Genomic DNA, 26,172 nt, shown 5'->3' on the forward strand with positions numbered 1-26,172 from the left:
GCGCTACGCTGAGGCATGTCCAGCTCCGAACATGCGGTGCGAAAGGCGGACGGATTGATTCAGAGGCTTGGTTTAGAGAGATTTGGAATAGAGAAGCTTGGAATAGCCGGGCAGGCCCGGCGCCACGGTGCCCATATCGTCGATCATGGCGTCAGCTTCAATCTCTGGGCCCCGACGGCCGGCTCGGTGGAGTTGCTGCAGGGCGGTCGACCGCCGCAGCGGATGTCGCGCGACGACGACGGCTGGTATCAGCTGCTCAGCCCGACCGCGCGTGCCGGCACGCGCTATCAGTTCAGGATCAACGAGGACCTGATCGTCCCCGATCCGGCCTCGTTCTTCCAGCCTGATGATGTCGGTGCGCCGAGCGAGGTGATCGACACGGCGGCGCTACGCGATGCCACGCTCTATCCGGGGCGCCCGTGGGCGGAGGCCGTGATCTACGAGCTGCACGTCGGTGCCTTCAGCGAAGAGGGGACTTATGAGGGCGTCGAGAAGCGGTTGCCCTATCTGCGCGATCTCGGCATCACCGCGATCGAGTTGATGCCGATCAACGATGTCCCCGGCCGGCACAATTGGGGGTATGACGGCGTGCTGCTGAATGCGCCCAATGCACGCTATGGCGGGCCGCAGGATCTGAAGCGGCTGTTGCGGGCAGCTCACGCGCTGGACATCATGGTCTATCTCGACGTGGTCTATAACCACTTCGGGCCGCAGTTGAATTATCTGCACAGCTACGCGGAGAATTTCTTCAACGCGCGCCACTCCACGGGCTGGGGACCCGCCGTCAACCTGGAGGGACGAGACGGCGCCTTCGTGCGTGAATTCCTGATCGAGAACGCGCTGATGTGGCTGCGCGACTACGGCTTCGACGGGCTGCGCCTCGATGCAGTTCACGCGCTGAAGGACGATTCCGAGCGGCACTTTCTCGCCGAGCTTGCCGAGACCATCCGCCACGAATTGCCGGGCCGGCGTGTGCATCTGATGCTGGAGAACGAGGCCAATCAGGCGCATCTGCTGGATCGCGCGGAAGGACGTCCGAGACATTACGAAGCCCAGTGGGGTGATGATTTCCACAATGCGCTTCATGTCCTGCTGACGGGAGAAGACGAAGGATATTACCGCGCGTTTGCGGACAAGCCGCTCGAACATCTTGCGCGATCGCTCACCGAAGGCTTTGCCTACCAAGGCGAGGTCTTCGCCCTTCAAAACGAGCCTCGCGGCGAGCCGAGCGCCCATCTGCCGCCGGACGCCACCATCTTCTTCGCTCAAAACCACGACCAGATCGGTAACCGGGCTTTAGGTGAGCGGCTGTCGAAACTTCTCGGTCCTGGAAAGCTCGGTCAGGCGATGGCACTGGTCCTGCTCAATCCGCACATTCCGATGCTGTTCATGGGTGAGGAGGCGGCTGTCGAAACGCCGTTTCTGTTCTTTGCGGATTGGGCGGGGGAAGCTGCCGAGTTGACGCGGGAAGGACGGCGCAAGGAGTTTTCCCATTTTAAGTCATTTTCGACGCCGGAAATGCGCAGCAGAATTCCGGATCCGTGCGACGAGCGGACCTTTCAAGCCTCGAAGCTTGACTGGAACGAAATCGACCGTTCTCCCAGCTGTGCACAGTTTCGAGATTTGACGTCGCGGTTGCTGACGATCCGACACGAGAAGATCGTGCCGCTGATCAAACAGGGCTTTGTTTCGGCGCGCCGCGAACTGCTCGGTGATCATCCGAGTCAGGGCGGAATTGACGTGCGCTGGCAGACGGAGGAGGGAGAAATCCTGCAGATTGTCGCTAACTTTGCCGATCACCCGCTGCCGATGCCTGAGCTCGTGGCCGGCGAATGCCTGTGGCGGGGAGGGCCGGCGCAGGAGCAAACGCTCATGCCGGGCGACATCATCGTCCGGATTGGCCAGCCATGACCTCTGCAATACCCTCGATCGCGTCCGTCTTGACCGAGTTTGGCGCGTGAATGCGCGCTTCCGGTTGCAATCGTCGGGGCAAACCGCGATCATGAGGCCGTGACCCTGTTGTCTCTCAGAAGCAACGTCCGCCGGCTGTACGAGGGTGCTACGCCGAATGGCGTGCGCTTCCGCTATGCGCTGCTCGTCTTCGATATCGTGACGGTGCTCTTCATCATCGCCACGTCGTTTCTGCACCCCAGCGAGGTCATCGAAACGCTCGACGTCCTATTCGGCCTGCTGCTGCTTGCCGACTTTTCCGCACGGCTGCTCGCCGGCCGGCACCCGTTCCGGAAATTCCGCCAACTGGCGACTTGGGCCGACATGGTTGCGATCGTATCCTTTCTGGCCCCGCTTGCCGGCGAGGCCGGCGGCTTCCTCCGGATCCTGCGGACGTTGGGGCTGCTGCGCGACTACCAGATGCTGGCGAGGCTCCGCATCGATTCTTCGTTTTTTCGCCGGAACGAAGAGGTCATCTTCGCCGTCACGAACCTTGCCGTGTTCATCTTCGTCATGACCGGTCTCGTTTACGAGACCCAGAAGTTTCGTAACGAACAGATCCACAACTATGCCGATGCGCTCTATTTCACGGTTACGGCGCTGACGACGACCGGCTTCGGCGACATCACGCTGCCGGGAACGCTTGGCCGTCTCATCACCGTCGTGATCATGATTTTCGGCGTCACCCTGTTCTTCAATCTCGCCCGCGCGCTTCTCAGCCCCAACAAGGTGCGATTTCCATGTCCGGATTGCGGGCTGCAGAGGCACGACGCCGACGCCGTGCATTGCAAGGCCTGTGGTGTCCTCCTCAATATTCCCGATGAAGGCGCGACCTGAAGCGCCCCGACCGCCGGATGTGGTGCATGGACGCAAGATTCAGGATGCTCTAAGCCATTGAAACGACTGGCGTCGGCTACTGTGCATGGGGTTGTTTTCGCGATTTTTGCCCCCGAAGCCTGCGGTGACGGTGTTGAACGTCGCAGGCCGAGCCGCTGCAAGAGGCGGCAGATCGTCTGTATTGCGGATCAGTGGTGGGGCTTCTCCCCCGTCATCTCAAGACCACCCATGCCGGCGCGTGATCGCTCGCCCCATCCTCGCCGCGCACCTTCTTGTCCACCCCCGCCTTCGTCAGCCGTGAGACCAGCGCAGGGCTCAGCAGGAGATGATCGAGCCGCAGCCCCGCGTCGCGCGGCCAGCAGTTCCGCTTGTAGTCCCAGAACGTGTAGACGCGCTTTTCCGGATGCAGCTCGCGGATCGCATCGCACCAGCCTTGCTCGACGAGCGAGGCATAGGCCGCGCGGCTCTTCGGCTGGACCAGCGCGTCCTTGTCCCATGAGCGCGTCGGATAGATGTCGATCTCGGTTGGCGCGACGTTGTAGTCGCCGGCGAGCACCACGGGCAGATCCTGCTTGATGAAGCTCCTGGCGTGGCGCTTCAGCCGTGCGAACCAGTCCAGCTTGTAGTCGAATTTCGGTCCCGGCTGCGGATTGCCGTTCGGCAGATAGATGCTGGTGACGATGATTCCGCGCACGGCGGCCTCGATGTAGCGGGCCTCGAGATCGCCGGGCCTTCCAGGCAAGCGGTCGCGGGTGAGAATGGGCTCTGCATTGCGGGCGAGGATGGCGACACCGTTCCATGTCTTCTGTCCGCGCCACACTGCGCCATAGCCGGCCTTTTCGATCGCGGCCGCCGGAAATTCGCCATCACTTGCCTTCAATTCCTGAAGCGCGACGACATCGGGCTTTGCCGCGCGCAGCCATGCCAACAGATTGGGCAGGCGGCGGTTGACGTTGTTGATGTTGAATGTCGCGATCTTCATGTAGAGCTAGCGCTTCTGCCTTCCGACACCGGAGATACAATGTCCAAGTTGAACTTTGCTGCTTTCGTCGTCGTTGCCGCGATCTCCGGAGCGGCTTCGGCACAATCCTCCGATCCGCGCGGTGCGTGCAAGGCGGACTATGACAAATTCTGCGCCGGCATCGCGCCGGGCGGCGGCAAGGTCATCGCCTGCCTCGACGCCAAGCGCGACCAGCTCAGCGTGTCCTGCAAGACGGCGCTCGACGGCCGAAAGAAGAAGTAAGGGGCTGAGGACTAGGTGGGCAGCGGCGGCGGCGCCGCGGGCTGCTCGATCGGCGGCGGCGAGGGCGGTTGCTCCGCCGTGCTCGCCGGAACCGGCTTCGTCAGCGGCTCCTCCACATTGCCGCCCTTGTAGAGGCGGGCGTAGCGGTGGCCGAGGCTCGTCAGCACCTCATAGCCGATGGTGCCGAAATGATGCGCGAGCTCGTCGACGGTGATGCCCTCGCCGAGGAGCGTCACCATATGGCCGCGCCGCGCCGCGTTCGGCGGCAAATCGGTGATGTCGATCGCGATCAGATCCATCGAGATGCGGCCGGCGACCGGGCAGCGCTTGCCTGCGACGATGACTTCGGCACCGCGGGTGCCGTCATTGGAGCTGGCGGCGCGGAAATAGCCGTCGGCATAACCGACCGCGATGATCGCGAGCTTGGTCGGCCGCCGCGCGGTCCAGGTGCCGCCATAGCCGACGCTCTCGCCGCGCTCGATGGTGCGGATCTGCACGATGCGCGCCTTGAGGTCGACCACCGGCTGCATCGGATTGTCGGCCTCCGGCGTCGGGTTGACGCCGTAGAGAGCGGCGCCCGGCCGCACCAGGTCGAACTGGAAGGGCGCGCCGAGAAAGATGCCGGAGGAATTGGCGAGCGCCGCCGGCACGCCGGAGAACTCGCTGGCGATGCCGCGGAAGGCAGCGAGCTGCCTGGCGTTCACCGGGCTGTTGAGCTGCTCGGCCGAGACCAGATGGCTCATCACCAGCGTGATGCCGTGATCGCCGGCATTGATGCGGGGGATGATGGCCTGCGCTTCCGATAATGTCAGGCCGAGCCGGTTCATGCCGGTGTCGATATGGATCGCCGCGCCCCCGGTCCAGCCGGTGCGGCGGCAGAACACGTCCCATTCGGCGAGCTCGTTGAGGTCGCCGATGACCGGACGGCAATTGATCTTGGCGTAGTGCTCGCCGGTGTTCTGGAAATAGCCGCCGAGCACGTAGATCGTGGGCTCCGGGACGGCGGCGCGCACCTTGCGCGCTTCCTCGATGGTGGCGACGAAAAAGGTCTTGCAGCCGGCCTTGCTCAGCGCACGCGCGACCTCCGCGGCGCCGCAGCCATAGGCGTCGGCCTTGATCACCGCCGAGCATTCGGCCGGCACCGCGGTCTTTTCGAGCTTGCGCCAATTGGCGATGATGGCGTCGAGATCGACGGTCAGCACGCCGCCATAGGCAGCGAGGGCGGCAGCCTGACTGGCCTCCGCGGAAAGAAGGCCGGATTGCGAGATGGTTTTCGGGTCGGACGCCATTGTCATGGCGTCGTTTTACGCAAGAGGCAGGTCCTGTTCAAGGAACTCAATAGTCGTTGCCGCTGCGAACCGGGAGCTGACTGTCAGGGGCGAGGTCGCCGAACCGTGTGATCGAGGCTTCGAAGGCCAGGTCGACGGTGCCGGTCGGGCCGTGACGCTGCTTGCCGATGATGACCTCGGCCTTACCGTGCGCAAGACTCATGTCGAGCTGCCACTTCTCGTGCTCAGGCGTGCCCGGGCGCGGTTCCTTCATGGCGAGGTAATATTCCTCGCGATACACGAACAGCACGACGTCGGCGTCCTGCTCGATCGAGCCGGATTCACGGAGGTCGGAGAGCTGCGGCCGCTTGTCGTCGCGGGATTCGACCTGTCGTGACAGCTGCGACAGCGCGATCACGGGAACGTTGAGTTCCTTCGCCAGCGCCTTCAGGCTGGTCGTGATCTCCGTGATTTCCTGCACGCGATTATCGCTCCGCTTGCCCGAGCCCGACAGCAGCTGGATGTAGTCGATCACCAGCAGGTCGAGGCCTTTCTGTCGCTTCAGCCGGCGCGCGCGCGCCATCAGCTGCGCGATCGAGAGGCCGCCGGTCGCGTCGACATAGAACGGCAGCGATTGCAGCTCGATCGAGACCTCCCGGATCTTTTCGAAATCGGCTTCCGAGATGCCGCCGCGGCGGATGTGGGAGGAGGGAACGCCGGTGCGCTCGGCCACGATGCGCGTGGCGAGCTGGTCGGCCGACATTTCGCAGGAGAAGAAGCCGATCACGCCGCCATTGGCGGCCTTCATGGTGCCGTCGGCCTGGAGTTCCGGAACATAGGCTTGCGCGACATTGTAGGCGATGTTGGTCGCCAGCGACGTTTTGCCCATGCCGGGACGGCCCGCGACGATGATGAGATCGGAGTGCTGCAGGCCGCCCATCTTGGTGTCGAGGTCGCGCATGCCCGTCGAGATGCCCGACAGCTTGCCGTCGCGCTGGAACGCCTTTGCGGCGAGATCGACCGCGACCGCCAGTGCCTGGGAGAATTTCTGGAAGCCGCCGTCATAGCGGCCGGATTCGGCGAGTTCGTAGAGGCGGCGCTCGGCATCCTCGATCTGCGCGCGCGGCGCGAAATCGACCGGGGCGTCATAGGCGACATTGACCATGTCCTCGCCGATGCCGATCAGGTCGCGGCGCAGCGCCAGGTCGTAGATGGTGCGGCCATAGTCCTGGGCGTTGATGATGGTGGTCGCTTCGGCCGCGAGACGCGCAAGATATTGCCCGATGGTCATGCCGCCGACGTCGGTATCGGCGGGCAGGAACGTCTTCAGCGTCACGGGCGTGGCGATCTTGCCCATCCGGATCAGGCTGGCGGCGGTCTCGTAGATGGTCTGGTGCAGCGGCTCGAAATAATGCTTCGGCTCGAGGAAGTCGGAGACACGGTAGAACGCATCATTGTTGACCAGGATCGCGCCCAGAAGGCTCTGTTCCGCCTCGATATTATGCGGAGCGCTCCGATAGGCGGGAGTGCCGGGCTCGGGCGCGAGTTTAAGGACGTTCGAATCAGTCAGGGCCATGGTCGGACGTGCTTAGCAATTTTGTTGGGCGGATGCGGGGCCGGGATAAAGCGCCACCGCACGCGAAAGCGGAAGCGAAAGCTGACCGCTATCAACCGCTCAGTTAAAATGGTGGATGATTAACGCTCGCAGCACGCACCGTGCTTGACGGATTTTTGCGGAACTCGCGCCCCTCCAGGAAGCGGCCGCGCCCACGCCATGGAAAAATCCTGAAACCATGAGCCTTATGGCCTGAGCCTTAATGAACCTTATGGATCGGCGCGCAGACGAATCCAGAAGCGCGCGAAATGACGCACGCTGCCGGCTTTGGGCTCGCCTTCAGACCAGCAGGAGGTAGACCAGCGCAACCAGAGCCGCCCCGACGCCGGTGGCGATCAGGGCGTAATCGGTGCGGAGGTCGTCCTGCACGTCGAATGAGGTTTGGGTCTCTTTGCTCATGGCGACGGTCTAAGCCAGGCCCGACCAGACTTATGTGAATTGGATCACATCTCCCCGGATTCTTTCGGGGTACGACCGGAACAGGCAGCGGAGAAGGGAATTATCTCCCGCGATCCGCCAACAGCGAACGAGGCAGGCGATGCGGCCAGAACGGCGGCACCAGATTTGGCGGAGCGAGGCCGGCAGCCGGCTTTGGCTCTCGGGGCTGATTGCGGCCATGGAGCACGCGGAACGGCCCGAAATCCGTCGCCAGCCTGTCGACCCCAAGGTCCTCGTCGAGCTGCGTGCGCAACTGGCGTTAACAGCCCTTTTCCGCTCCTGCCAGATTTCGACCCTGCGTCACTAGACTCTATTCACCAGCCAATTTGAGCCTCGGCCTGGCCGCGCCTTCGCGCGCCCGCAGCCGGGCTTCTTCACGCGGCATGTAGTCGCGCGTCATCGGCACCACGCCCTGGCGCCGGGTGAGCTGGATCTGGAAGTTCATCATGGCCTGCTTGCGGAACGTCATCTCGCAGGCCGCCAGATAGAATTCCCACATTAGGGCGAAGCGCTCGTCGTAGAGCTGAACGGCTTCCTCGCGCCGCGCCATGAAACGTTCCCGCCAGGCCTTCAGCGTTTCCGCGTAATGCAGGCGCAGGATCTCGATATCGCAGACCAGCAGGCCGGCGCGCTCGATCGCCGGCAGCACCTCCGACAGGGCCGGTATGTAGCCGCCGGGGAAGATGTATTTGGCGATCCAGGGGTTGGTCGAGTCCGGGCCCTGCGAGCGGCCGATCGAATGCAGCAGCATGACGCCGTCCTCGCGGAGCAGCTCGGCGCAGCGTTGGAAATAGGTGCCGTAGAAGCGGGCGCCGACATGCTCGAGCATGCCGACCGAGACGATGCGGTCGAACGGGCCTTCGACGTCGCGGTAGTCCTGGAGCAGGAATCTGGCGGAAGCCGCCAGGCGCTTTTCGGCCGCGCGCGCATTGGCGATCTGCAGCTGCTCGCTCGACAGCGTCACGCCGGTGACGTCGGCGCCCGCGATCTCCGCGAGATAGAGGCCGAGCCCGCCCCAGCCGGAGCCGATGTCGAGCACGCGCTGGCCGGGCTTGACGAGCAGCTTGGCGGCGATGTGCCGCTTCTTGGCGAGCTGCGCGTCGTCGAGCGTCGCGTCCTGCGTCTCGAAATAGGCGCAGCTATATTGCTTGTCGGCATCCAGGAAGAGCGAATAGAGTCGGGCATCGAGATCATAATGATGCGCGACGTTGTGGCGGGCGCGCGATCGCGGATTGAATTGCTTCAGATGCCGCGTCAGGTAACGCAGGTGCCACCAGGGTTTTGCCCATTGCGGCAACAGGTCGGGTTGATCGAGCAGGATCGCGAGGGCATCAGCTATGGTGCCGTGCTCGACGACGAACTCGCCGTCCATATAGGCCTCGCCGAGCCCGAGCTCAGGATTGAGGAGGATCTTCCGCTCCGCCTCCGCGGTGACGAAGCGTACCGCGACCGGCTCGCCAGAGCCGTCGCCGACGGTGAATTTCGATCCACTGGAGCCGGTCACCGTCATCGACCCGCGGCGGATGAATTGAGAGAGAAATCGACGCAACAAGCGGTCCATCGACACCTTCCTCTCGGGCGAACCCGAAACGATGCGACTGATCCGGCATTGTCATTTCCGACGCCGGGTGACGCGGCAGTTCCTATGCGTTTGCATCCAAATCTGGGGAGGGCGGATCGGTTACGCTAATGCGCTGAGTTCACAGCCGATATTCGCAAACCGCTTAATCACATTCTTGCGCGTGGTGCCTGCTTCCATTCGTGGCCCAATCGGATAAAAGGTGACCCCGCCGCGCCCGATGCCGGCCGCACCTCTCGGAATTCAATGGAGATGATGGGAATGTCGAGCCGAGCGCTCAGCCTCGCGACGGTATTGCTTCTGATCGGCTTCGGCGCGGCCGATTCCGTTTTCGCGCAGGCGACCAATCTCGAGGCCGGCAAAACCCCGTCCCAGATTTTCTCGCAGACCTGCAATGCCTGTCACAAGAGCCCGCGTGGACTTCTGAAGTCCGTTGCGCCGGGCTCGCTGCCGGGCTTCCTGCGCCAGCACTACACCACGAGCTCGGACATGGCGGGCGTGCTCGCCTCCTATCTCGTCTCCAACGGTGCCGCCGATACGCGCTATCAGGCCAAGGACGGCAAGGACAGCAAGGACAGGAAGGACGGCGCCAGGGAAAAGGATGCCAGCTCCAATCCCGAGCATCAGGGCCGCCGCCCGCGCGCCCAGGACGCCGCCAAGCCGGACGGCGAGGCTGCTCCCACAGCGGAAGGTGCGCGCCAGAAGCGTGCCGCACGTCCGGCCGAGGAGGGCACGAAGCCCGAGGGCCAGGCCGCGCCCGAGGGACGCAAGGGCAAGCGGCGCGCCAAGCCCGCCACTGAGGAAGCCCCAAAGGTCGATGCTGCCGCGCCGGCCACTGAAGAGAAGAAGAGCGAGCCCAAGCCGGAGCCTAAGCCGGAGTCCAAGCCCGAGCCGAAGCCCGACGAGGCCAAGCCCGATAGCAACAAGGCGTCGGAGAAGCCCGTCGAGACCAAGCCCGAGAGCGCCAAGGTCGAGCCCCGCGGCAGCGAAGCTCCGGCGCTGCGGCCCGATCCGGTCCCGGCGGTGACGCCGGCTGCACCGGCCGCCGCGAAGCCTGCCGAGCCGGCGGCACCCAAACCGGCGGAAGAGGCTGCTCCCAAGCCGGCCGCGCCTGCGGCCAGCTCCGAACCGGCGGCCAAGCCGCAGCAGCCGGCACCGCCCGCGACTGCTGCAGCCCCGCCTGTCGCGCCGGCCGAGTCCTCCGGCCCGCCGGCGCCGCCGATCTCGCGCTAAGCCAGCTGGTCTTCTGATCGATATGCGGAGGCCGCGTTCATCGCGGCCTCCGCATCGTCTTGACCACCGCTGGAGCATTACTCTAGAGTAACGCTCCAGGAGGCCATGATGACGGCGAGCGTACGGGACGACCTGTTGGCAGCCGGGCTGATCGTGTTTGACCGCGTCGGCTTCGAAGCTGCGACGGTGGCCGCAATCCGCACCCGGGCGCGCGCCTCCAATGGCAGCTTCTTCCACGCCTTCGGCTCGAAGAAGGAGCTTGCCGGTGCGCTGTTCCTGGAGGTCCTGCGGCACTATCACGCCGCGGTGCTGGCCGCGCTCGATCCCGTGCCCGATGCGGAGCAGGGCATCGATCGGCTGATCCGGGCCCATCTCGACTGGGTGGTGACCAGCCGGCGCGAGGCGCGCTATTTGTTCGAGATTTCGCGGAGCGAGTGGGGCGAGGAAGTTCGCGACGCCCAGCGCGCGCAGAATGCGCGGCTCGCCGACGGTATCGAGCGCTGGCGCGCGCCGCTGGTTGCAAACGGCGAGCTCTTGCCGATGACGCCGGTGATGTTCGTGAGCCAGCTCATCGGTCCCGCGCAGATCTTCTGCCGCGCTTTCCTGTCGGGACGCGACCGCGCCGATCCGCGCGTCGAGGCCGACACGCTGATCGCCTGCGCCGGCCGTGCGCTCCGACCGCCCGAACGCATCAACAGGACATAAGGAGAGGCCTCATGCGCGCCACAGATCCCGAATTCGCAGCCGTCGCCGAACGCATCCACGCCAATGTCGGCCGGCAGGGCTTCATGAACCTGGTTGGTGCCGAGCTTTCGGAATTGTCGCGCGGCACCTGCACGATTGCCGTGGATCGCCGGCCGGAGCTGCTGCAGCAGCACGGCTTCTTCCATGGCGGCGTCACCGCCTTCCTGGTCGACAACGCCACGACGATCGCAGCCGCCACCTCGCGCGGCCAGCCGGCGCTGACGGCGGAGTACAAGCTCAATCTGTTGTCACCCGCGGTCGGCGAGAAGCTGATCTGCCGTGCCCGGGTGATCAAGCCTGGCCGCCAGGTCTCGGTGGTTGCGGCCGACGTATTCTGCGTCAGCGACGGTGTCGAGAAGCACACGGCAACGGCGCTGGCCTCGATCGCGATGTTGAGCGAGGACGTCGCCGCAAAAACGAAAAACCCGGCCGCCTGAGGCGACCGGGTTTCGCTTCGCATAGGAATGCGAGACTTACTTCTCTTCCGCAGCGGGCGCCGGCTCGGCTTCGTCCTGCTCGGCTTCCGGATCGAAGAACTCGCCGGCGGCGGCGATCGCCTCGGCGGCTGCGTCGCGGTCCTCGTTGCGGGTCGAGATGTCCTCGCCGCGGTTGATGCGCTCGGCCTCGTCCTGGCTGCGCGCAACCGTGACAGAGATCTCGACCTCAACCTCGGGGTGGATGGCAACGGTGATCGAGCGCTTGCCGATGACCTTGATCGGCGCATCGAGCTGAACCTGCGGGCGGGCCAGCGAGATGCCGTCGGCTTCGAACGCCACGACGATGTCACGCACGTTGACCGAGCCGAACAGCTGGCCGGATTCCGAGGCCTGACGGATCACGATGATGTTCTTGCCCGCGATCTTCTCGGCGACCTTAGACGCCTCGCCCTTGCTCTGCAGGTTGCGAGCTTCGAGGTCGGCCTTCATGCCGTCGTATTTGGCCTTGTTGTCGGCGGTGGCGCGCAGCGCCTTGCCACGCTTGAGCAGGAAATTTCGGGCATAGCCGTCGCGAACCTTCACGACTTCGCCCATCTGGCCAAGCTTGCTCACGCGTTCCAGCAAAATGACTTCCATATTCGTTCTCCTTTGAAGTGTTGAGTTTGGATTTTCGAACTTGAACTTAAGCGGTTGGCAGTGGCGGCGGCTGCCGGCTGCGCAGGAAGCGCTCGCGGAAGCCGAACATTGCGTCCGCCATGCCGAGGATCACCATCGCGATCACCGGCCATCCGAACACGACCACGACGGCGTAGGTCGAGCCGAGCCAGAACGTGCGGCTCTTCAGCGCCAGCGTGAGCGTATGCAGCACGGCAAAGCCGGTCAGCGCATAGCCCATCATCAGCGCGGTCGCGGTGATCTGTGCGGCAATCCCGAGCAGCCCGCCGGTGAAGCAGAAGGCGAGCGCGATGCACAGCGCCACCAGCGTCATCGGCGGCAGCTCCGCCGTCTTCATGTCCGGCCAAGGGCGCCGTAGCCGGCCCGAGGTCGCCGTGATCTTGGCGCTGAGCCAGAGGTTGAGGGTCAGCGTCATCATCGCGATGATGGTGGCCCCGGCCGGTGCGATCCGCACCAGCGCGTCGACGAACTGACCGGCCTCGCCGGAGCTTTGCGGGTCGGTGGCCCGGAGCATGCGCATCAGACCGCGCCGCAGCGTGCCGATGATGGCCTCGGCGTCGGTCCCGAGCGTGAGCAGGGCGGCGATCGTGGTCAGCGTGGCGAAGCCCGCGAGCCACAGCAGGATGCGGCCGACCGGATACCATTCGAGCTCAGGCTCGGCGGGCGCGGCGGCTTTGGGCGCGGGCTGTCCCACGGCAACCTCTCCCATGGCGACGTTTCCCACGGGACGGCTGAGCAGGACGAGATGGCCGAGCCACCACGCCGGCAGCGCGACGGTGACGGCGAAGGCGATGCAATAGGGCAGGCCGAACAGGGCACCGAGGCCGATCGCAGCGGCGATGCCGCCGAGGCTCGCGCAAAGCGGTCCCCAGCCGATCGAGGCGACCATCAGCGGCAGCGGTGCGAGATAGAACAGGACGAGCGAGATCAGCGCGCCCGAAATGATCGAGGCGAACATCAGGGCCGACGCAGCGCCGGCGATCAGGGCTATGAGCACAAAGGCCATCATCAGCTGTCCCGCTCCCTTCGAGCGGTTAGAGGCGTTTCGCCCCAACCATCGGCGACCGGACGACCCGGAAGCCTTATGAGATTAAAGAGTGCAGCCGGCGGCGATGTCGCCGCCGGCTGAATTCGTCTTAGCGAATGACGTAGGGCAGCAGGCCCAGGAACCGCGCGCGCTTGATGGCGCGGGCGAGCTCACGCTGCTTCTTCGCGGACACCGCGGTGATGCGGCTCGGCACGATCTTGCCGCGCTCGGAGACGTAACGCATCAAGAGCTTGGAGTCCTTGTAGTCGATCTTGGGAGCATTGGCGCCCGTGAACGGGCAGCTCTTGCGACGACGGAAAAACGGGCGGCGTGCACCAGCTTCAGCCATTGTTCTTACTCCCCTTCCGTCGTGGTCGTGGTTTCAGCTTCTTCGCGCGGACGGCGCGGACCGCGGTCACCGCGGAAGCCGCCACCCTCACGATCGCCGCCACGGAAACCACCCTCGCGGTCGCCACGGAAGCCACCGCCACGGTCGTCACGCTCGCGGTCACGGTCGGCCTTGCGCATCATCGCGGAGGGGCCTTCCTCAAGCTCCTCGACGCGGACGCTGAGATAGCGGATCACGTCTTCGCTGATGCGCTCCTGGCGCTCGATCTCGGCGATCGCCGCGGACGGCGCGTCGATGTTGAGCAGCACGAAGTGCGCCTTGCGGTTCTTGTTCATGCGGTAGGTGAGGGAGCGTACGCCCCAATTCTCGGTCTTGGTGACCTTGCCGCCGAGACCCTCGACGATACCGGTCATCTGCGCAGTCAGTTCTTCGACCTGCTGCGTGCTCGCGTCCTGACGCGCGAGAAAGACATGCTCATAAAGAGCCATGGTGGTCCTTTCCTCATGTTGGCGCATCGCCCGGCGTCAAGCCCTTAAGAGGCCTTCGGAAAGGACTCTGGGATTAAGCTCAGAAGGCGGAAACACGGGACGACGGGCCGACTGGCCCTGCCACACCAAAATCACGAATGATTTGCTGAGACCGTCCGTTCAGCTCCCGGCCGGGGTCTGCGGATGCGCGCCTTATACGGATTTTGGCCGGCTTGGCAAGGTTTGAACGCCTCGTTTTGGGCCAGACGATACCGGAGAGGCGGCCAGACCCACCCCATACCGGCTTGATCTATTTGTTTGTATGGCATACAAATAATGGATCGGGAGGTTCTGATGACGGGTGAGTCGGTCCACGCTTCGTTCGAGGCTTCGGCGGGCGATCCCAAGCACGCCGCGCGGGCCACACGGTCGGCCGGCCGCAAGATGCGCTCGCTGCTGCTGGATGCGGCAAGCCCGCTGTTCCGGGAGCGGGGACTGTCGGGTACGGCGATCGCCGACATCGCGGCGACCGCGGACGCATTTCCGAGCCAGATCACCTACTATTTCCGCACCAAGGAGGCGCTGTTCGTCGAATGCGCCTGCCGCGAACTGCTGTATCTGGCGCGTGCGACGGAGCAGGCGGCGCTGAATGCGCGCACGCCGCGGGACTACACGCATGCGCTGGCGCAGACCGTGACGGCGAGCGATTCTGTGGCGTTCTTCGCCGAAGCGCTGACATTGACGCGGCGCCGCCAGGATCTCGCGCCGCTGGTCGAGCGCACGATCGAACGCCTGCACGGCGAAGGCGCGCGCGCCTATGCGAGCCAGATGGTGCGGCACGGCTGGCGCTCGCTGCGCGCGCCCGACGAAAGCTCGCGGCGGTTCTGGGCCGTTGCGATCGGAATCATGCTCGAAGGCTATGCGATGGGGCGTTCGCCCGAGGCGCTCTGCGCCGAGATGCTGCGCGTGCTCGGCGAGCAGGCGAAATCCACCGGCGACACGACACGTCTGCGCCTCGTCGAAGACGCAGCAAGCAATTCGAACGAGGAAGGCTAGGCCATGACCGCGCTTCGCATGCGTGCCCGCGATTTCCTGACCGACGACCAGCTTGCCGACGTGCGCCAGCGTGTGACCTGGAAAGGCGTCGCACTGATCGCGCACGCCTGGGCACTCATCATCGGTGCCATCGCGTTGGTCGCGTGGTGGCCCAATCCGGTCACTTATGTCCTCGCCGTCGCGATCATCGGTTCGCGCCAGCTGGGCCTTGCGATCCTGATGCATGATGGCGCGCATGGCTGTCTGTCCGCCGACGAGAAAACCAATCTGGCCCTGAGCCAGTGGTTCTGCGCCTATCCGCTGTTTGCTGAGACGCGCAGCTACCGGCGTTACCACCTTCAGCACCATGCGCGCACCCAGCAGGAAGATGATCCGGATCTCGTGCTGTCGGCGCCGTTTCCAATTACGAAGCTGAGCTATCGCCGCAAGTTCATTCGCGACATCACCGGACAGACCGGCTACCAGCAGCGCAAGGCACAGCTGCTCAACGCGCTCGGTCCGAAGGACTGGCCGTGGCGCCAGTGCGCGGCGCATTTTTGGGAGAAGCTCGGCCCGCAATGCCTGCTCAACGCTGTGATGTTCGCAGCACTCGCGGCGGCCGGCGTGTGGTGGGCCTATCCGCTGCTGTGGCTGGTGCCGCTTCTGACCTGGATGATGGTCATCACCCGCATCCGTAACATTGCAGAGCATGCCGTCGTCCCCGACAGCAGCGATCCCTTGCGCAACACCCGCACGACGCATGCCAATGTTTTCGAGCGCCTGTTCATCGCTCCATACTATGTGAACTATCACCTCGAGCATCATCTGCTGTTCTACGTGCCCTGCTACAATCTGCCGAAGGTCCATCGCCTGCTGAGCGAGAGCCGGCACGCCGGCCGCATGGAGGTGCAGCCGAACTACGCAGCGGTGCTGCGGCTGGCGACGGCAAGGCCTGACAGGGAGGATCGGCCGGGGCAGTTGGCGAGCAGCGCGCGCCGTGCGCAGGCTGGAGCGGAGGTCGATGCCAACCAGACCGCCGGTGGATTTTGACGGGACGTATCCCCAGTTGAATGCCAGCCAGGATTTCCATCGCGGCTTGACAGTCCGGCCCCTGACAGTGTCTACGGCCCCCTTTGGAGCATGATCCGGAACCATGGCCCAGGGCCGTGCGTAAAGGCCGCGTGTAATCGGCTGCCGGTCCTCGAACGGATCGTGCCCGACAAGCAGGGAGCGCCGATGACGGCTGCATTCACATTTCCTGGGCAGGGTTCCCAGGCGGTCGGCATGGGCAAGGCCTTGGCCGACGCTTTTCCGGTCGCGCGTGCCGTGTTCGACGAGGTCGATGCCGCGCTCGGAGAGAAGCTGACGGCGATCATCTGGGATGGTCCGGCCGAAACCCTTCAACTCACCCAGAATGCCCAGCCGGCGCTGATGGCGGTTTCGATCGCCACCCTACGTGTGTTGGAAGCTGAAGCAGATTTTTCCGTGGGGCGGGATGCCGCCTTCGTAGCCGGCCACTCGCTCGGTGAATATTCGGCGCTGGCAGCAGCCGGCAGCGTGACGGTTTCGGATACCGCCCGTCTGCTTCGCACTCGCGGTCTCGCAATGCAAAAGGCCGTCCCGGTCGGCGCCGGCGCGATGGCCGCTCTGCTCGGGCTCGACTACGAGGCCGCCATGGCGGTCGCCGGCGAGGCGGCGCAGGGGCAGGTCTGCCAGGCCGCCAACGACAATGGCGGCGGGCAGGTGGTTGTCTCCGGCGACAAGGCTGCGGTCGATCGCGCCGTCGAGATCGCCAAGACCAAGGGCGCCAAGCGCGCGATGTTGCTGCCGGTCTCCGCCCCGTTCCACTGCAAGCTGATGCAACCCGCCGCCGACGCCATGGCGGAAGCGCTCTCGAAGGTCACGATCAAGGCGCCGGCTGCGCCGCTGGTATCGAACGTGCTGGCGAGCGCCATCATCGATCCCGACGAGATCCGCCGCCGGCTGGTCGAGCAGGTTACCGGCACGGTGCGCTGGCGCGAGTCGGTTGCCTATATGGCAGGGCAGGGCGTCACCCGTTTCTTCGAGATCGGCGCCGGCAAGGTGCTGACGGGACTCGTCAAACGTATTGCCGACGGCGCCGTCGGCGTTGCCGTGGGCGGACCGAACGATATTGCTGCCGCCAAGGATGCATTGGCCGCCGCGAAGCAGGGCTAGGGGAGTTGTCGATGTTCGATCTGACTGGCAAAAAAGCGCTCGTCACCGGCGCGACCGGCGGCATCGGTAGCGCGATCGCGCAGGCGCTGCATGCGCAGGGCGCGACCGTCGCGATCTCAGGAACGCGCAAGGAAGTGCTGGATGAGCTTGCCGGCAAGCTCGGCGAGCGTACCTTTGTACTGCCTTGCAATCTCTCCAAGGCCGACGAGGTCGAGGCGCTGGTGCCTGCTGCGGAAGCGGCAATGGGACAGGTCGACATCCTCATCGCCAATGCCGGCATCACCCGCGACAATCTCTTCGTGCAGCTTCGTGACGAGGATTGGGAGGAGGTCATCAACATCAATCTGACCTCGACTTTCCGCCTGGCGCGCGCCGCCACCAAGCTGATGATGCGCAAGCGCTTCGGCCGCATCATCGCCATCACCTCGGTGGTCGGCGTTACCGGCAATCCCGGGCAAGGCAACTATACTGCGTCGAAGGCGGGCCTGATCGGCATGATCAAGACGTTGGGGGCCGAATACGCCAAGCGCGGCGTCACCGCCAACTGCATCGCGCCGGGCTTCATCAAGACGCCGATGACCGATGCGCTCAACGACAAGCAGCGCGAAACGATTCTGACCAGGGTTCCGGCCGCCCGGCTGGGGACGCCCGAGGACATCGCCGCGGCCGCCGTCTACCTGAGTTCAAACGAAGCCGCCTACGTCACCGGGCAGACCATCCACGTCAACGGCGGTATGGCCATGATCTGACGTCTCGTTCGGCACTGCCCCACAGGGGCGGCGCCCAATGCGGCAAACGGCCGTTTCCGGAGCGAAATGAGGCTTGTAGTCAAGGTAATTGAAGTATGCTAACCGGACCTTCAACGGATGGGCAAAGAACGCCATTGCAGGTTTTTGAAACCCTGTATATTGGCGATGCGGAGCCTTGGCCGACGTTCGCCGGGTCCTGTATCGGTTAGCATGGGGCCAAATCAAAGTTCGTAAGCGAAGGCAAGTAACGCGACCACGACGGCTCGTATCGTCCCGGGGGGTCGGGTCTACAGGGAACAACACGAGGTTATGCAATGAGTGACATTGGCGAACGGGTTAAGAAGATCGTGGTCGAACACCTTGGTGTTGAACCCGAGAAGGTTGTCGACGCAGCGAGCTTCATCGACGACCTCGGCGCCGACAGTCTGGACACCGTCGAACTGGTGATGGCGTTCGAAGAAGAATTCGGTTGCGAGATTCCGGACGATGCCGCGGAAACGATTCTCACCGTCGGCGACGCCACGAAATTTCTCGAGAAGAACGCGAAGAGCTAAGGCTCTTCTTTTTCGCGGGGACAACATTGAAACCGGACGGGCCGCTTCCCAGCGGTCAGCCGGTTTCTTGTTATTGGCCGTGAATCTTTCGATGCGGAGTTTTCGGATATGAGGCGGGTTGTCGTCACGGGTCTTGGCATGGTCTCGCCACTCGGCTGTGGCGTCGAGCCGACCTGGAAACGCATCCTCAACGGCGAAAGCGGTGCGCGCAGGATCGAGAGCTTCGACGTCTCCGATCTGCAGACCAAATACGCCTGCACCGTCGTGCGCGGCGACGGCACCAACGACAGCTTCAATCCCGATATCTGGATGGAGCCGAAGGACCAGCGCAAGGTCGACGACTTCATCATCTTCGGCATGGCGGCTGCGGGCCAGGCGCTCGACGATGCCAATTGGCATCCCGAGTCCGAAGAGGACAAATGCGCGACCGGAACCATGATCGGGTCCGGCATCGGTGGCCTCAGCGGTATCGCCGAGACCGCGATCCTCCTGAAGGAACGCGGGCCGCGCCGGGTGTCGCCGTTCTTCATTCCGGGCCGCCTGATCAATCTCGCCTCCGGCTACGTCTCGATCAAGCACGGGCTGAAGGGACCGAACCATTCGGTGGTCACTGCCTGCTCGACCGGTGCACATGCCGTCGGCGATGCCGCGCGCCTGATCGCGCTGGGCGATGCCGACGTGATGGTCGCAGGCGGCGCCGAATCGCCGATCAGCCGCATCGGCATTGCCGGCTTCAACGCCGCGCGTGCGCTCTCGACCGGATTCAACGACACACCCGAGAAGGCCTCGCGACCCTACGACAAGGACCGCGACGGTTTCGTGATGGGCGAGGGCGCCGGCGTCCTGGTGCTGGAAGAGCTCGAGCACGCCCAGCGCCGCGGCGCCAGGATCTATGCCGAGGTGATCGGCTATGGCCTGTCGGGTGATGCCTATCACATCACGTCGCCGGCGCCCGATGGCGATGGCGGCTTCCGCAGCATGTCGGCCGCGCTCAAGCGCGCCGGCCTGACCGCCTCCGATCTCGACTACATCAACGCGCACGGCACCTCGACGCCGCTCGGCGACGAGATCGAGCTCGGTGCCGTCGAGCGTCTGCTCGGCAATGCCGCCTCCAAGGTTGCGATGTCCTCGACCAAATCGTCGACGGGACATCTGCTCGGCGCGGCCGGTGCGATCGAAGCGATCTTCGCCATTCTCGCGATTCGCGATAATGTCGTGCCGCCGACCATCAACCTCGACAATCCGTCGGTGGAGACCGCGATCGATCTCGTGCCGCACACGGCGAGGAAGCGAGAGGTCAACGTCGCCTTGTCGAACTCGTTTGGTTTTGGCGGTACCAATGCGTCGGTGATCCTCCGGCGTTTGGTCAGTTAGTTTGAGTTTGAGACGAATCCACCGTTTTGCCGTATTCGGCGATAGTCATGGAAGTGGGCGCGTGCATTTGGCAGGGCAAGCGATTGTCGGGCCGCGATTGAACCGGCAGGATTCAGGTTGTTTTGATGAGTGAAAGGCCGCCCATTTCGCCCCGGAGTCCGCGGGCAGCGCTCGAGCCCGAGCAGCTCCCGCCGCCGCCGAAGCGGTCGGAGCGTGCGCGCAATCCTTTCGTGGTCGTCGGTAACGCCATCATCACCCTTCTGCTGGTCGCCATGCTCGGCGCCGGCGGCGTCTATTATTACGGCCGGCAGGTGCTGGAAGCGCCCGGGCCGTTGAAGGACGACAAGATCGTCAATATCCCGCAGCGCGCGGGCAAGCGCGACATCGCCGAGACGCTGAACCGGGAAGGCGTCACCGACGTCAATCCCTGGGTGTTCATCGCCAGCGTCGCCGCGTTGAAGGCGAGTTCGGACCTCAAGCCGGGTGAATATTCGTTCCAGAAGAACGCCTCGCTCCGCGACGTCATCGCCACCATCGTCGAGGGCAAGGTGGTGCAGCATGCCGTCACGATTCCGGAAGGGCTCACCTCCGAGCAGATCGTGGCACGCCTGTCCGACAACGACATCTTCACCGGCAGCGTGCGCGAGTTGCCGCGCGAGGGCACGCTGTTGCCCGAGACCTACAAATTCCCGCGCGGCACTCCGCGCGAGCAGGTGATCCAGCGCATGCAGCAGGCGCACAAGCGTGTGCTCGGCGAGATCTGGGAACGTCGCAATCAGGACATTCCGGTCAAGACGCCGGAGCAGCTGGTGACGCTCGCCTCGATCGTCGAGAAGGAAACCGGCAAGCCGGACGAGCGCAGCCGTGTCGCCGCGGTGTTCACCAACCGGCTGAAGCAGCGGATCAAGCTGCAGTCCGACCCGACCATCATCTACGGCCTCGTCGGCGGCAAGGGCACGCTGGGCCGGCCGATCAAGCGCAGCGAGATCACGCAGCCATCGCCCTACAACACCTATGTGATCGAGGGCCTGCCGCCGGGTCCGATCGCCAATCCCGGCCGCGCCTCGCTGGAGGCCGCCGCCAATCCGGCGCGCACCCGCGACCTCTTCTTCGTCGCCGACGGTACCGGCGGGCACGCCTTCACCGAGACTTATGACGCGCACCAGAAGAACGTCGCCAAGCTCCGCGCGATGGAGAAGCAGATCCAGAACGACACGGTGGAGCCGGCCGAGGATGCGCCGCCGCCCGCCGCCGCCCCCGGAACTGCCGATACGCCGACGGCGACGACGCCGGCGCGCCCCAATCAGCAGAAGAAGCCGCCGGCGGCGCGCCCCGCGGCGCCAGCGCGGCAGGGCGCGGTGCAACCCTCGCCACCGGTGGTCCAGCGCTAGGCGCGCTGCAGACCTGCCCGCGGACTTTGCGGATTCCACTTTCCTGCAAAATAGTCTTAAGTTTCGCGTGGCTTGATGCCTCGCGAATCCCGTGTTTCTGGAGAATTTGACCTGATGGCGCTGTCGTCCATGACCGGCTTTGCCCGAAGCCACGGCGCAAGCGGGCCGTACACGTTCGAGTGGGAATTGAAATCGGTCAACGCCAAGGGCTTTGACCTCAGGGTGCGGTTGCCGCAGGGGTTCGACGAGCTCGAGGCCCACGCCAAGAAGCGCGCCGGCGAGCTCTTGTCGCGCGGCACCGTCTACGCCAATCTCACCGTCAAGCGCGCCAACGCCGCTGCCACCGTTCGCGTCAACGAGGACGTGCTCAATGCCGTCCTGAAGGCCGCCGCCGTCATCGCCGGCAAGGTCGACGCGGTGGCGCCGAGCGTCGACGGCCTGCTTGCCATCAAGGGCGTGATCGAGGTCGCCGAGCCCGAGGGCGACGAGGAGGAGGACACGGCCGCGCGTGTTGCCGCAGCCGAGGCCTTCGACAAGGCGCTCGCCGAACTCGTCGAGATGCGCAAGCGCGAGGGCACCTCGCTCGGGCAGATCCTGACCCAGCGGGTCGACGAGGTCGAGCAACTGGCGAAGAAGGCGGAAGGCTCGCCCGGTCGCAAGCCGGAGGCGATCAAGGCGAGGCTTGCCGAGCAGATCGCGAGCCTGCTCGACACCTCAGACCGTTTCGATTCCGACCGCCTGATGCAGGAGGCGATCCTGATCGCCACCAGGGCCGACATCCGCGAGGAGCTCGACCGCATCGCGTCCCACATCGCGCAGGCGCGCGAGCTGATCGGCAAGGGCGGCCCGATCGGCCGCAAGCTCGACTTCCTGGCGCAGGAGTTCCACCGCGAGGTCAACACCTGCTGCTCGAAGTCGAACGACATCGAGCTGACCAACACGGGGCTCGCCATGAAGAACGTGGTCGAGCAGTTCCGCGAGCAGGTCCAGAATCTGGAGTGATCGATGACGAGCGGCGGTCACGGAACTGACGGTGTCGAGCGGCGCGGCTTGATGTTCGTGCTGTCCTCGCCCTCGGGCGCGGGCAAGACGACGCTGTCGCGTCTTCTGATGGACCGGATGTCCGGCCTGAAAATGTCGGTCTCGGCGACCACGCGGCCGAAGCGGCCGGGCGAGGTCGACGGCAAGGACTATCTGTTCGTCGACAAGCCGCGCTTCGAGGCGATGGTGAAGGGCGACGAACTGCTGGAATGGGCCACCGTGTTCGACAACAGCTACGGCACGCCGCGTGGCCCCGTCGAGGCCGCGCTGTCCGCCGGGCAGGACGTGCTGTTCGACATCGACTGGCAGGGCACGCAGCAGCTGCGCGAAAAGGCGCGCGCCGACGTCGTCAGCGTCTTCATCCTGCCGCCCTCGGCGGCCGATCTGGAGAAGCGCCTGCATTCACGCGCGCAGGATTCCGACGAGGTCATCCGCAAGCGCATGAGCCGCGCCAGTCACGAGATGAGCCACTGGGCCGAGTACGACTACATCGTCATCAACCACAACGTTGACGAGGCCTTCGCCGAGGTGCAGTCGATCCTGAAGGCCGAGCGCCTCAAGCGCGAGCGGCGGACTGGCCTCGTTGGTTTCGTGCGAGGTTTGCAAGGGCAGCTTCAGGGCTAGGCTGCGGCAGCCGCGGGCCTTGCGTCGCCAGGCGTTCCAGCATCGCGGTGATCACGTCCACGTCGACGGCATCCTCTATCTGCACATTTTCATCGCGATGGTCTTCGTCGCGAGCGACCGGCTTTTCGGCGCCGGTCTTCCGGGTCGCTAGCCGAGGCGCGGCTTCGATCTCGAAGGCGCCGTCGAAGATGTCGGCCTCGTCGAGTTCAGCGGCCTCGCTGCGAACGGCGGCGGATTGCGCCGCGATCCTGCTGATCTCCCTGGTGAAGGCCGCGAGCTGCGCGGTCTGCTGCGGCCGCGCTTCATCGAAGTCGACCGGGCGCGGTCGCGCGTCCGGCGTCGCACCGAGCCAGGGCGCGCGGCTTTCGTCCTGGTCCTGCATGCCCCAATCGTCCCAACGCCCGCGGCGCTCGGCGACCTGGACGCGCACGCGCCTGCGGGCGAGACGGTAGATGACGCTGGCGAGCAGGCCGGCGAGCGCCAGCGCGCCGCCGATCACGAGCAGCAGCATCTGCAACGAGCCGACCGGTCTGTCGGCAGTGCTGTCTGCCGCGGCCAGGGCCATCGGCGCGGGAGGCTTTGCCGGCTTGGCGCTCGGCGCCGCGGCGGCTGTGATGGGAGCAGGCTGCGGCGTCGGCGGTGCGACGGCGGTCGAGACATCGGGCCAGGGCGTGGCGACGGCAGGTTGCTGCGGGCTGCTGTCGGTGGCTTGGTCCGGCGTCTGTTGCGCCGGCGTCGATGTTGTGGCCTGCGCGACGGCATTCGACGTCCTGGAGGCGACACCACTCCGTGGCGTCAGATATTCGGCTCGCGCGTCTTGCACCGTCTGCTGCTGCGACGGCGCTGGATCCGTTGTTGGTGCGTCGGTCGTCGCTTGCTCGGCCTGGGTGACCTTGCCGCCTTCGGCGCGCAGATACCAGCATTGCCGCTTCGTCGTGCGCTCGAGACGATAGTACCAGTGTTGCCCCTGCGGCGCGGCGCCCTTCGGCGAGGCAAGGCAGTCGGCGTCTGCACTAGCCGTGGCGGGTGCGTTCGGCGCGGTCTGCGACACCGCAGCCAGTGGTACGCCGGCAATGATGCCGCCGATCAGCGCGGATACGAATTTTGCGGTGCGGTTGCCCATCCTGGTCTCCCGGTTACGCATGACGCAACTCTTAACCAGCCCTTTGTCATCAAAGACTTGGGTGGCAATGAGCCGCAAATCCGGAGAGGATGTGGCCTGAATTGGGCCTGCGGGGCGCCCGTTCCACAGCCAAATCGGACGTCTTTCCGGCGTTACTGCTTCGCCGAGCTCCAGGTTCCGCCGCAGCCATCGGAGCGGCGCCAGGTTCCGGAACCGCTGCGGGTACCGAGGCGTCCGGAGCCGGTGAAGGTCACGCCGTCGCCTTGACCGACCGTGCTGACCGAACCGCTTGGGCTGACGGTGCCAGTGACACCTTGGCCGATCACCTTGCCCGACGAGACCACGACCGCGCCGGACGTGGTGCCGCCGCAGCCGACGCTGGTAACCACCCAGGCGCCGTCAAAGCCGCCGCCACCGCCACTTCCGCCGCTTCGCCGCGACGACGCGCGTGGCTCCTCAGCCGCCGGCTTACTCCGGCGGGCAGGCGCGGCCGGCTCGGCCGAGCGATCCTGGCGCGAGCCGGACATCGACTTTTCGTCATTGCCGATCGAGCCGCCGGCGCTGCCGGACTGCGCAAAGACGGGTGATGAGGCGATGGCGGCGGTGAGGAGGACGGCGAGGGCAATCGTGCGGATGACGACAACAGGCATGAGCAAATATCCAAATTCAAAATGGTATCAGCGGCCGGAGCCGTCGGCGCAGACGGATCCGATAATGCGGCAAGCTTTGCCAGCCTTGCCGCATTCGTCAAGCGCGGCATCCCTGGCGCGCTGCACGCCCTCGCGCTGGACCAGCGACCAGGATTTGTCGGAGATCGCAAACGCGCCGCAGCTTCGCCCGTAGAAGGACAGCTCAATCGGGCATTTGGCGCCGGCACAATTGCCGCGCGCATCGGCGACCGCCGCGCGCCGCGAGGCGTGGTTCCACGAGATGCCCCATTTGCTGTTGTCCGGCCCGTAGACGATCGAGCCCCAGGGCTTGAGATCCTCCATCTTGCGCATGCGCAGCAGCAGGCCTTCGGTGGCTTCACCCGTCGGCGTCATCGAGATCCGCTGCTGGAGCTTGGTGACGGCGCGCGTCAGGCCGTCGGGCGTATCAGGGTCGAAATTGAGCTCGTAGAGCCGCTCGCTGAGCTCACTGAGCAGGGCGGCATCGCGCAAGGGCACGCGGTCGGGATCCGCGCGCAGGCGCTCCGCCGGCAGGGGATCGGGCTGCATCGCCGCGATTTTCGGCGGGGCAGTTTCGGTCGGAGCGACGAAATAGAAGGTGCCGTCGATCGGCGAGGACGACACCCAGGGCTGCTGCGCGCCCGCGGTGGCGCGCTTCACGGCGAGGCCGACCTGGTTGAAGGTCTGGAACACGTCGAGGCCCGCGGTCCGGACCGTCGTCGCCAGCGCCTTCGTATAGGGGCTGTGACCATCGCTGCCGTCCTGTGCGACATTGCCGGGCTGCGTCGCGTAGGAGATCAGCGTGCCCTCGGGCGCGCGCATCTGCGCAAGGCCGCCGTCCGAGGCGCGCAAGCCGCGCGAGCCGAACGGATTGTTGCGGCAGGCGTCCAGGATCACGAGATTGAGCCGCGTGCCCGAGCCCTGCATCTGGCGCAGCACGAGGTTGACGTCGGTCATCTGGAAATCGACGTCGGCCTCGCGCGTCGGATTGGCGCCGACGGGCACGAGATAGTTGGAGCCGGCGACCTGCACGCCGTGGCCGGCGTAGTAGAACAGCGCGACGTCGGCGCCCTGGACCTGGCGGCCGAAGTTCTGCACCGCGATGTCCATCGCGCCCTTGTCGAGATCGAGCTGGGCGCGTCCGCCCACCAGCGTGAAGCCGAGCAGGCCCAGCGTCTCCGCCATCAGGCTCGCATCCTTGGAGGGATTGTCCAGCGGCGTGATGTTCTTGTAAGCGGAGTTGCCGACCACCAGCGCGATGCGCTTCTCGGCCGATGCCGGGTGTGCGGTGACGACCAGCAAGGCCAGCGCCGCCAGCCCCAAAACGCGATCGAAAATCCTCGCGCGCATCCAAATTCCCCAAAATAATGGCGTCAGTGTATCAGCCCGCCGAGCCGCCGAAAAGTGGGCCAGGCTCGTGTCCCGGACAAGCCGCAACACGCATGCGTTGCGTCCGGGGCACGAGAGCGGGGCGTGACGCTCGCTCTCCAAGTCGTCATTGCGAGGAGCTCTTGCGACGAAGCAATCCAGATTGTTTCCGCGGAGGCAGTCTGGA

The 26,172-nt window shown here is 65.1% G+C and carries 26 protein-coding genes; 15 read left to right on the forward strand and 11 right to left on the reverse strand.

Translation table 11 applies throughout. The features are described 5' to 3' along the window. Positions 1–186: 186 nt before the first annotated feature. Positions 187–1,911: a malto-oligosyltrehalose trehalohydrolase gene (treZ, locus tag IVB24_RS19675; protein ID WP_247774131.1), complete on the forward strand. Its 1,725-nt coding sequence runs from the start codon at positions 187–189 to the stop codon at positions 1,909–1,911. Between the two features lie 99 nt (positions 1,912–2,010). Next, positions 2,011–2,787: a potassium channel family protein gene (locus tag IVB24_RS19680; RefSeq protein WP_094974538.1), complete on the forward strand. Its 777-nt coding sequence runs from the start codon at positions 2,011–2,013 to the stop codon at positions 2,785–2,787. 211 nt (positions 2,788–2,998) lie between these two features. On the opposite strand, the gene IVB24_RS19685 is transcribed toward IVB24_RS19680, so the two are convergent. Continuing rightward, positions 2,999–3,769, reverse strand: coding sequence for an exodeoxyribonuclease III (locus IVB24_RS19685; RefSeq protein ID WP_247768176.1), 771 nt, complete (start codon positions 3,767–3,769; stop codon positions 2,999–3,001). 39 nt (positions 3,770–3,808) lie between these two features. On the opposite strand from IVB24_RS19685, the gene IVB24_RS19690 reads away from it, so the two are divergent. Beyond that, positions 3,809–4,030, forward strand: coding sequence for a cysteine rich repeat-containing protein (locus tag IVB24_RS19690; protein WP_094896666.1), 222 nt, complete (start codon positions 3,809–3,811; stop codon positions 4,028–4,030). An 11-nt stretch (positions 4,031–4,041) separates the two neighbouring features. On the opposite strand, the gene alr is transcribed toward IVB24_RS19690, so the two are convergent. The 3 genes from alr to IVB24_RS19705 all read right to left on the reverse strand — a co-directional run bounded on the left by alr (position 4,042) and on the right by IVB24_RS19705 (position 8,912). Next, positions 4,042–5,319, reverse strand: a complete 1,278-nt coding sequence (alr, locus tag IVB24_RS19695) for an alanine racemase (protein WP_162407093.1) — start codon at positions 5,317–5,319, stop codon at positions 4,042–4,044. A 46-nt stretch (positions 5,320–5,365) separates the two neighbouring features. Next, positions 5,366–6,874, reverse strand: coding sequence for a replicative DNA helicase (locus IVB24_RS19700; protein WP_247768179.1), 1,509 nt, complete (start codon positions 6,872–6,874; stop codon positions 5,366–5,368). Positions 6,875–7,661: 787 nt separating this feature from the next. Further along, positions 7,662–8,912, reverse strand: a complete 1,251-nt coding sequence (locus tag IVB24_RS19705) for a cyclopropane-fatty-acyl-phospholipid synthase family protein (protein ID WP_247768181.1) — start codon at positions 8,910–8,912, stop codon at positions 7,662–7,664. 279 nt (positions 8,913–9,191) lie between these two features. Between IVB24_RS19705 and IVB24_RS19710 the strand changes: the two genes are divergently transcribed. The 3 genes from IVB24_RS19710 (at position 9,192) to IVB24_RS19720 (ending at position 11,344) form a co-directional block, all read left to right on the forward strand. Then, positions 9,192–10,163 (forward strand): hypothetical protein, encoded by a 972-nt coding sequence (locus IVB24_RS19710; protein WP_247768183.1) that lies wholly within the window; start codon positions 9,192–9,194, stop codon positions 10,161–10,163. Positions 10,164–10,271: 108 nt separating this feature from the next. Beyond that, positions 10,272–10,868 (forward strand): TetR/AcrR family transcriptional regulator, encoded by a 597-nt coding sequence (locus tag IVB24_RS19715; RefSeq protein ID WP_094974746.1) that lies wholly within the window; start codon positions 10,272–10,274, stop codon positions 10,866–10,868. A gap of 11 nt (positions 10,869–10,879) precedes the next feature. Continuing rightward, positions 10,880–11,344: a PaaI family thioesterase gene (locus IVB24_RS19720; protein WP_094974532.1), complete on the forward strand. Its 465-nt coding sequence runs from the start codon at positions 10,880–10,882 to the stop codon at positions 11,342–11,344. Positions 11,345–11,380: 36 nt separating this feature from the next. Here IVB24_RS19720 and rplI read toward each other — a convergent pair whose 3' ends face one another. From rplI to rpsF, 4 genes are all read right to left on the reverse strand, one after another. After that, positions 11,381–11,980: a 50S ribosomal protein L9 gene (gene rplI / locus IVB24_RS19725; protein ID WP_094974531.1), complete on the reverse strand. Its 600-nt coding sequence runs from the start codon at positions 11,978–11,980 to the stop codon at positions 11,381–11,383. 46 nt (positions 11,981–12,026) lie between these two features. Next, on the reverse strand, positions 12,027–13,028 hold the full coding sequence (locus IVB24_RS19730; protein WP_094974530.1) for a DUF2232 domain-containing protein: 1,002 nt from the start codon (positions 13,026–13,028) through the stop codon (positions 12,027–12,029). Between the two features lie 127 nt (positions 13,029–13,155). Beyond that, complete coding sequence (gene rpsR, locus IVB24_RS19735) at positions 13,156–13,395, reverse strand: 30S ribosomal protein S18 (protein ID WP_007592020.1); 240 nt, start codon at positions 13,393–13,395, stop codon at positions 13,156–13,158. Positions 13,396–13,400: 5 nt separating this feature from the next. After that, positions 13,401–13,883: a 30S ribosomal protein S6 gene (gene rpsF / locus IVB24_RS19740; protein WP_247768185.1), complete on the reverse strand. Its 483-nt coding sequence runs from the start codon at positions 13,881–13,883 to the stop codon at positions 13,401–13,403. 333 nt (positions 13,884–14,216) lie between these two features. On the opposite strand from rpsF, the gene IVB24_RS19745 reads away from it, so the two are divergent. The 9 genes from IVB24_RS19745 (at position 14,217) to gmk (ending at position 22,826) form a co-directional block, all read left to right on the forward strand. Continuing rightward, positions 14,217–14,918 (forward strand): TetR/AcrR family transcriptional regulator C-terminal domain-containing protein, encoded by a 702-nt coding sequence (locus IVB24_RS19745; protein WP_247768187.1) that lies wholly within the window; start codon positions 14,217–14,219, stop codon positions 14,916–14,918. Between the two features lie 3 nt (positions 14,919–14,921). Next, complete coding sequence (locus IVB24_RS19750; RefSeq protein ID WP_247768189.1) at positions 14,922–15,947, forward strand: fatty acid desaturase family protein; 1,026 nt, start codon at positions 14,922–14,924, stop codon at positions 15,945–15,947. Positions 15,948–16,133: 186 nt separating this feature from the next. Further along, on the forward strand, positions 16,134–17,093 hold the full coding sequence (gene fabD / locus IVB24_RS19755) for an ACP S-malonyltransferase (RefSeq protein WP_247768191.1): 960 nt from the start codon (positions 16,134–16,136) through the stop codon (positions 17,091–17,093). An 11-nt stretch (positions 17,094–17,104) separates the two neighbouring features. Then, positions 17,105–17,842 carry a 3-oxoacyl-[acyl-carrier-protein] reductase gene (gene fabG, locus IVB24_RS19760; protein ID WP_247768193.1) on the forward strand — a complete coding sequence of 246 codons (738 nt, stop codon included), beginning with the start codon at positions 17,105–17,107 and terminating at the stop codon, positions 17,840–17,842. A 314-nt stretch (positions 17,843–18,156) separates the two neighbouring features. Then, positions 18,157–18,396 (forward strand): acyl carrier protein, encoded by a 240-nt coding sequence (locus IVB24_RS19765; RefSeq protein WP_008130699.1) that lies wholly within the window; start codon positions 18,157–18,159, stop codon positions 18,394–18,396. 108 nt (positions 18,397–18,504) lie between these two features. Further along, positions 18,505–19,770 carry a beta-ketoacyl-ACP synthase II gene (gene fabF / locus IVB24_RS19770; protein ID WP_166469579.1) on the forward strand — a complete coding sequence of 422 codons (1,266 nt, stop codon included), beginning with the start codon at positions 18,505–18,507 and terminating at the stop codon, positions 19,768–19,770. Positions 19,771–19,895: 125 nt separating this feature from the next. Beyond that, the gene (gene mltG / locus IVB24_RS19775; protein WP_247768195.1) at positions 19,896–21,161 is read left to right on the forward strand and encodes an endolytic transglycosylase MltG; all 1,266 of its coding nucleotides are present in this window, start codon (positions 19,896–19,898) and stop codon (positions 21,159–21,161) included. A 114-nt stretch (positions 21,162–21,275) separates the two neighbouring features. After that, positions 21,276–22,163 (forward strand): YicC/YloC family endoribonuclease, encoded by an 888-nt coding sequence (locus tag IVB24_RS19780; RefSeq protein WP_094974523.1) that lies wholly within the window; start codon positions 21,276–21,278, stop codon positions 22,161–22,163. Between the two features lie 3 nt (positions 22,164–22,166). Then, a complete protein-coding gene (gmk, locus tag IVB24_RS19785; protein ID WP_094974522.1) occupies positions 22,167–22,826 on the forward strand; it encodes a guanylate kinase in 660 nt (219 codons plus the stop codon). On the opposite strand, the gene IVB24_RS19790 is transcribed toward gmk, so the two are convergent. The 3 genes from IVB24_RS19790 to IVB24_RS19800 form a co-directional block, all read right to left on the reverse strand. Then, positions 22,759–23,970 (reverse strand): hypothetical protein, encoded by a 1,212-nt coding sequence (locus tag IVB24_RS19790; RefSeq protein ID WP_247768197.1) that lies wholly within the window; start codon positions 23,968–23,970, stop codon positions 22,759–22,761. The genes gmk and IVB24_RS19790 overlap by 68 nt on opposite strands. A 131-nt stretch (positions 23,971–24,101) precedes the next feature. Further along, positions 24,102–24,599: a hypothetical protein gene (locus tag IVB24_RS19795; protein ID WP_094974520.1), complete on the reverse strand. Its 498-nt coding sequence runs from the start codon at positions 24,597–24,599 to the stop codon at positions 24,102–24,104. 27 nt (positions 24,600–24,626) lie between these two features. Next, a complete protein-coding gene (locus tag IVB24_RS19800; RefSeq protein WP_094974519.1) occupies positions 24,627–25,967 on the reverse strand; it encodes a caspase family protein in 1,341 nt (446 codons plus the stop codon). Between the last annotated feature and the right edge of the window lie 205 nt (positions 25,968–26,172).

The sequence above is a fragment of the Bradyrhizobium sp. 192 genome, from assembly GCF_023100965.1.
GTDB lineage: Bacteria > Pseudomonadota > Alphaproteobacteria > Rhizobiales > Xanthobacteraceae > Bradyrhizobium > Bradyrhizobium symbiodeficiens.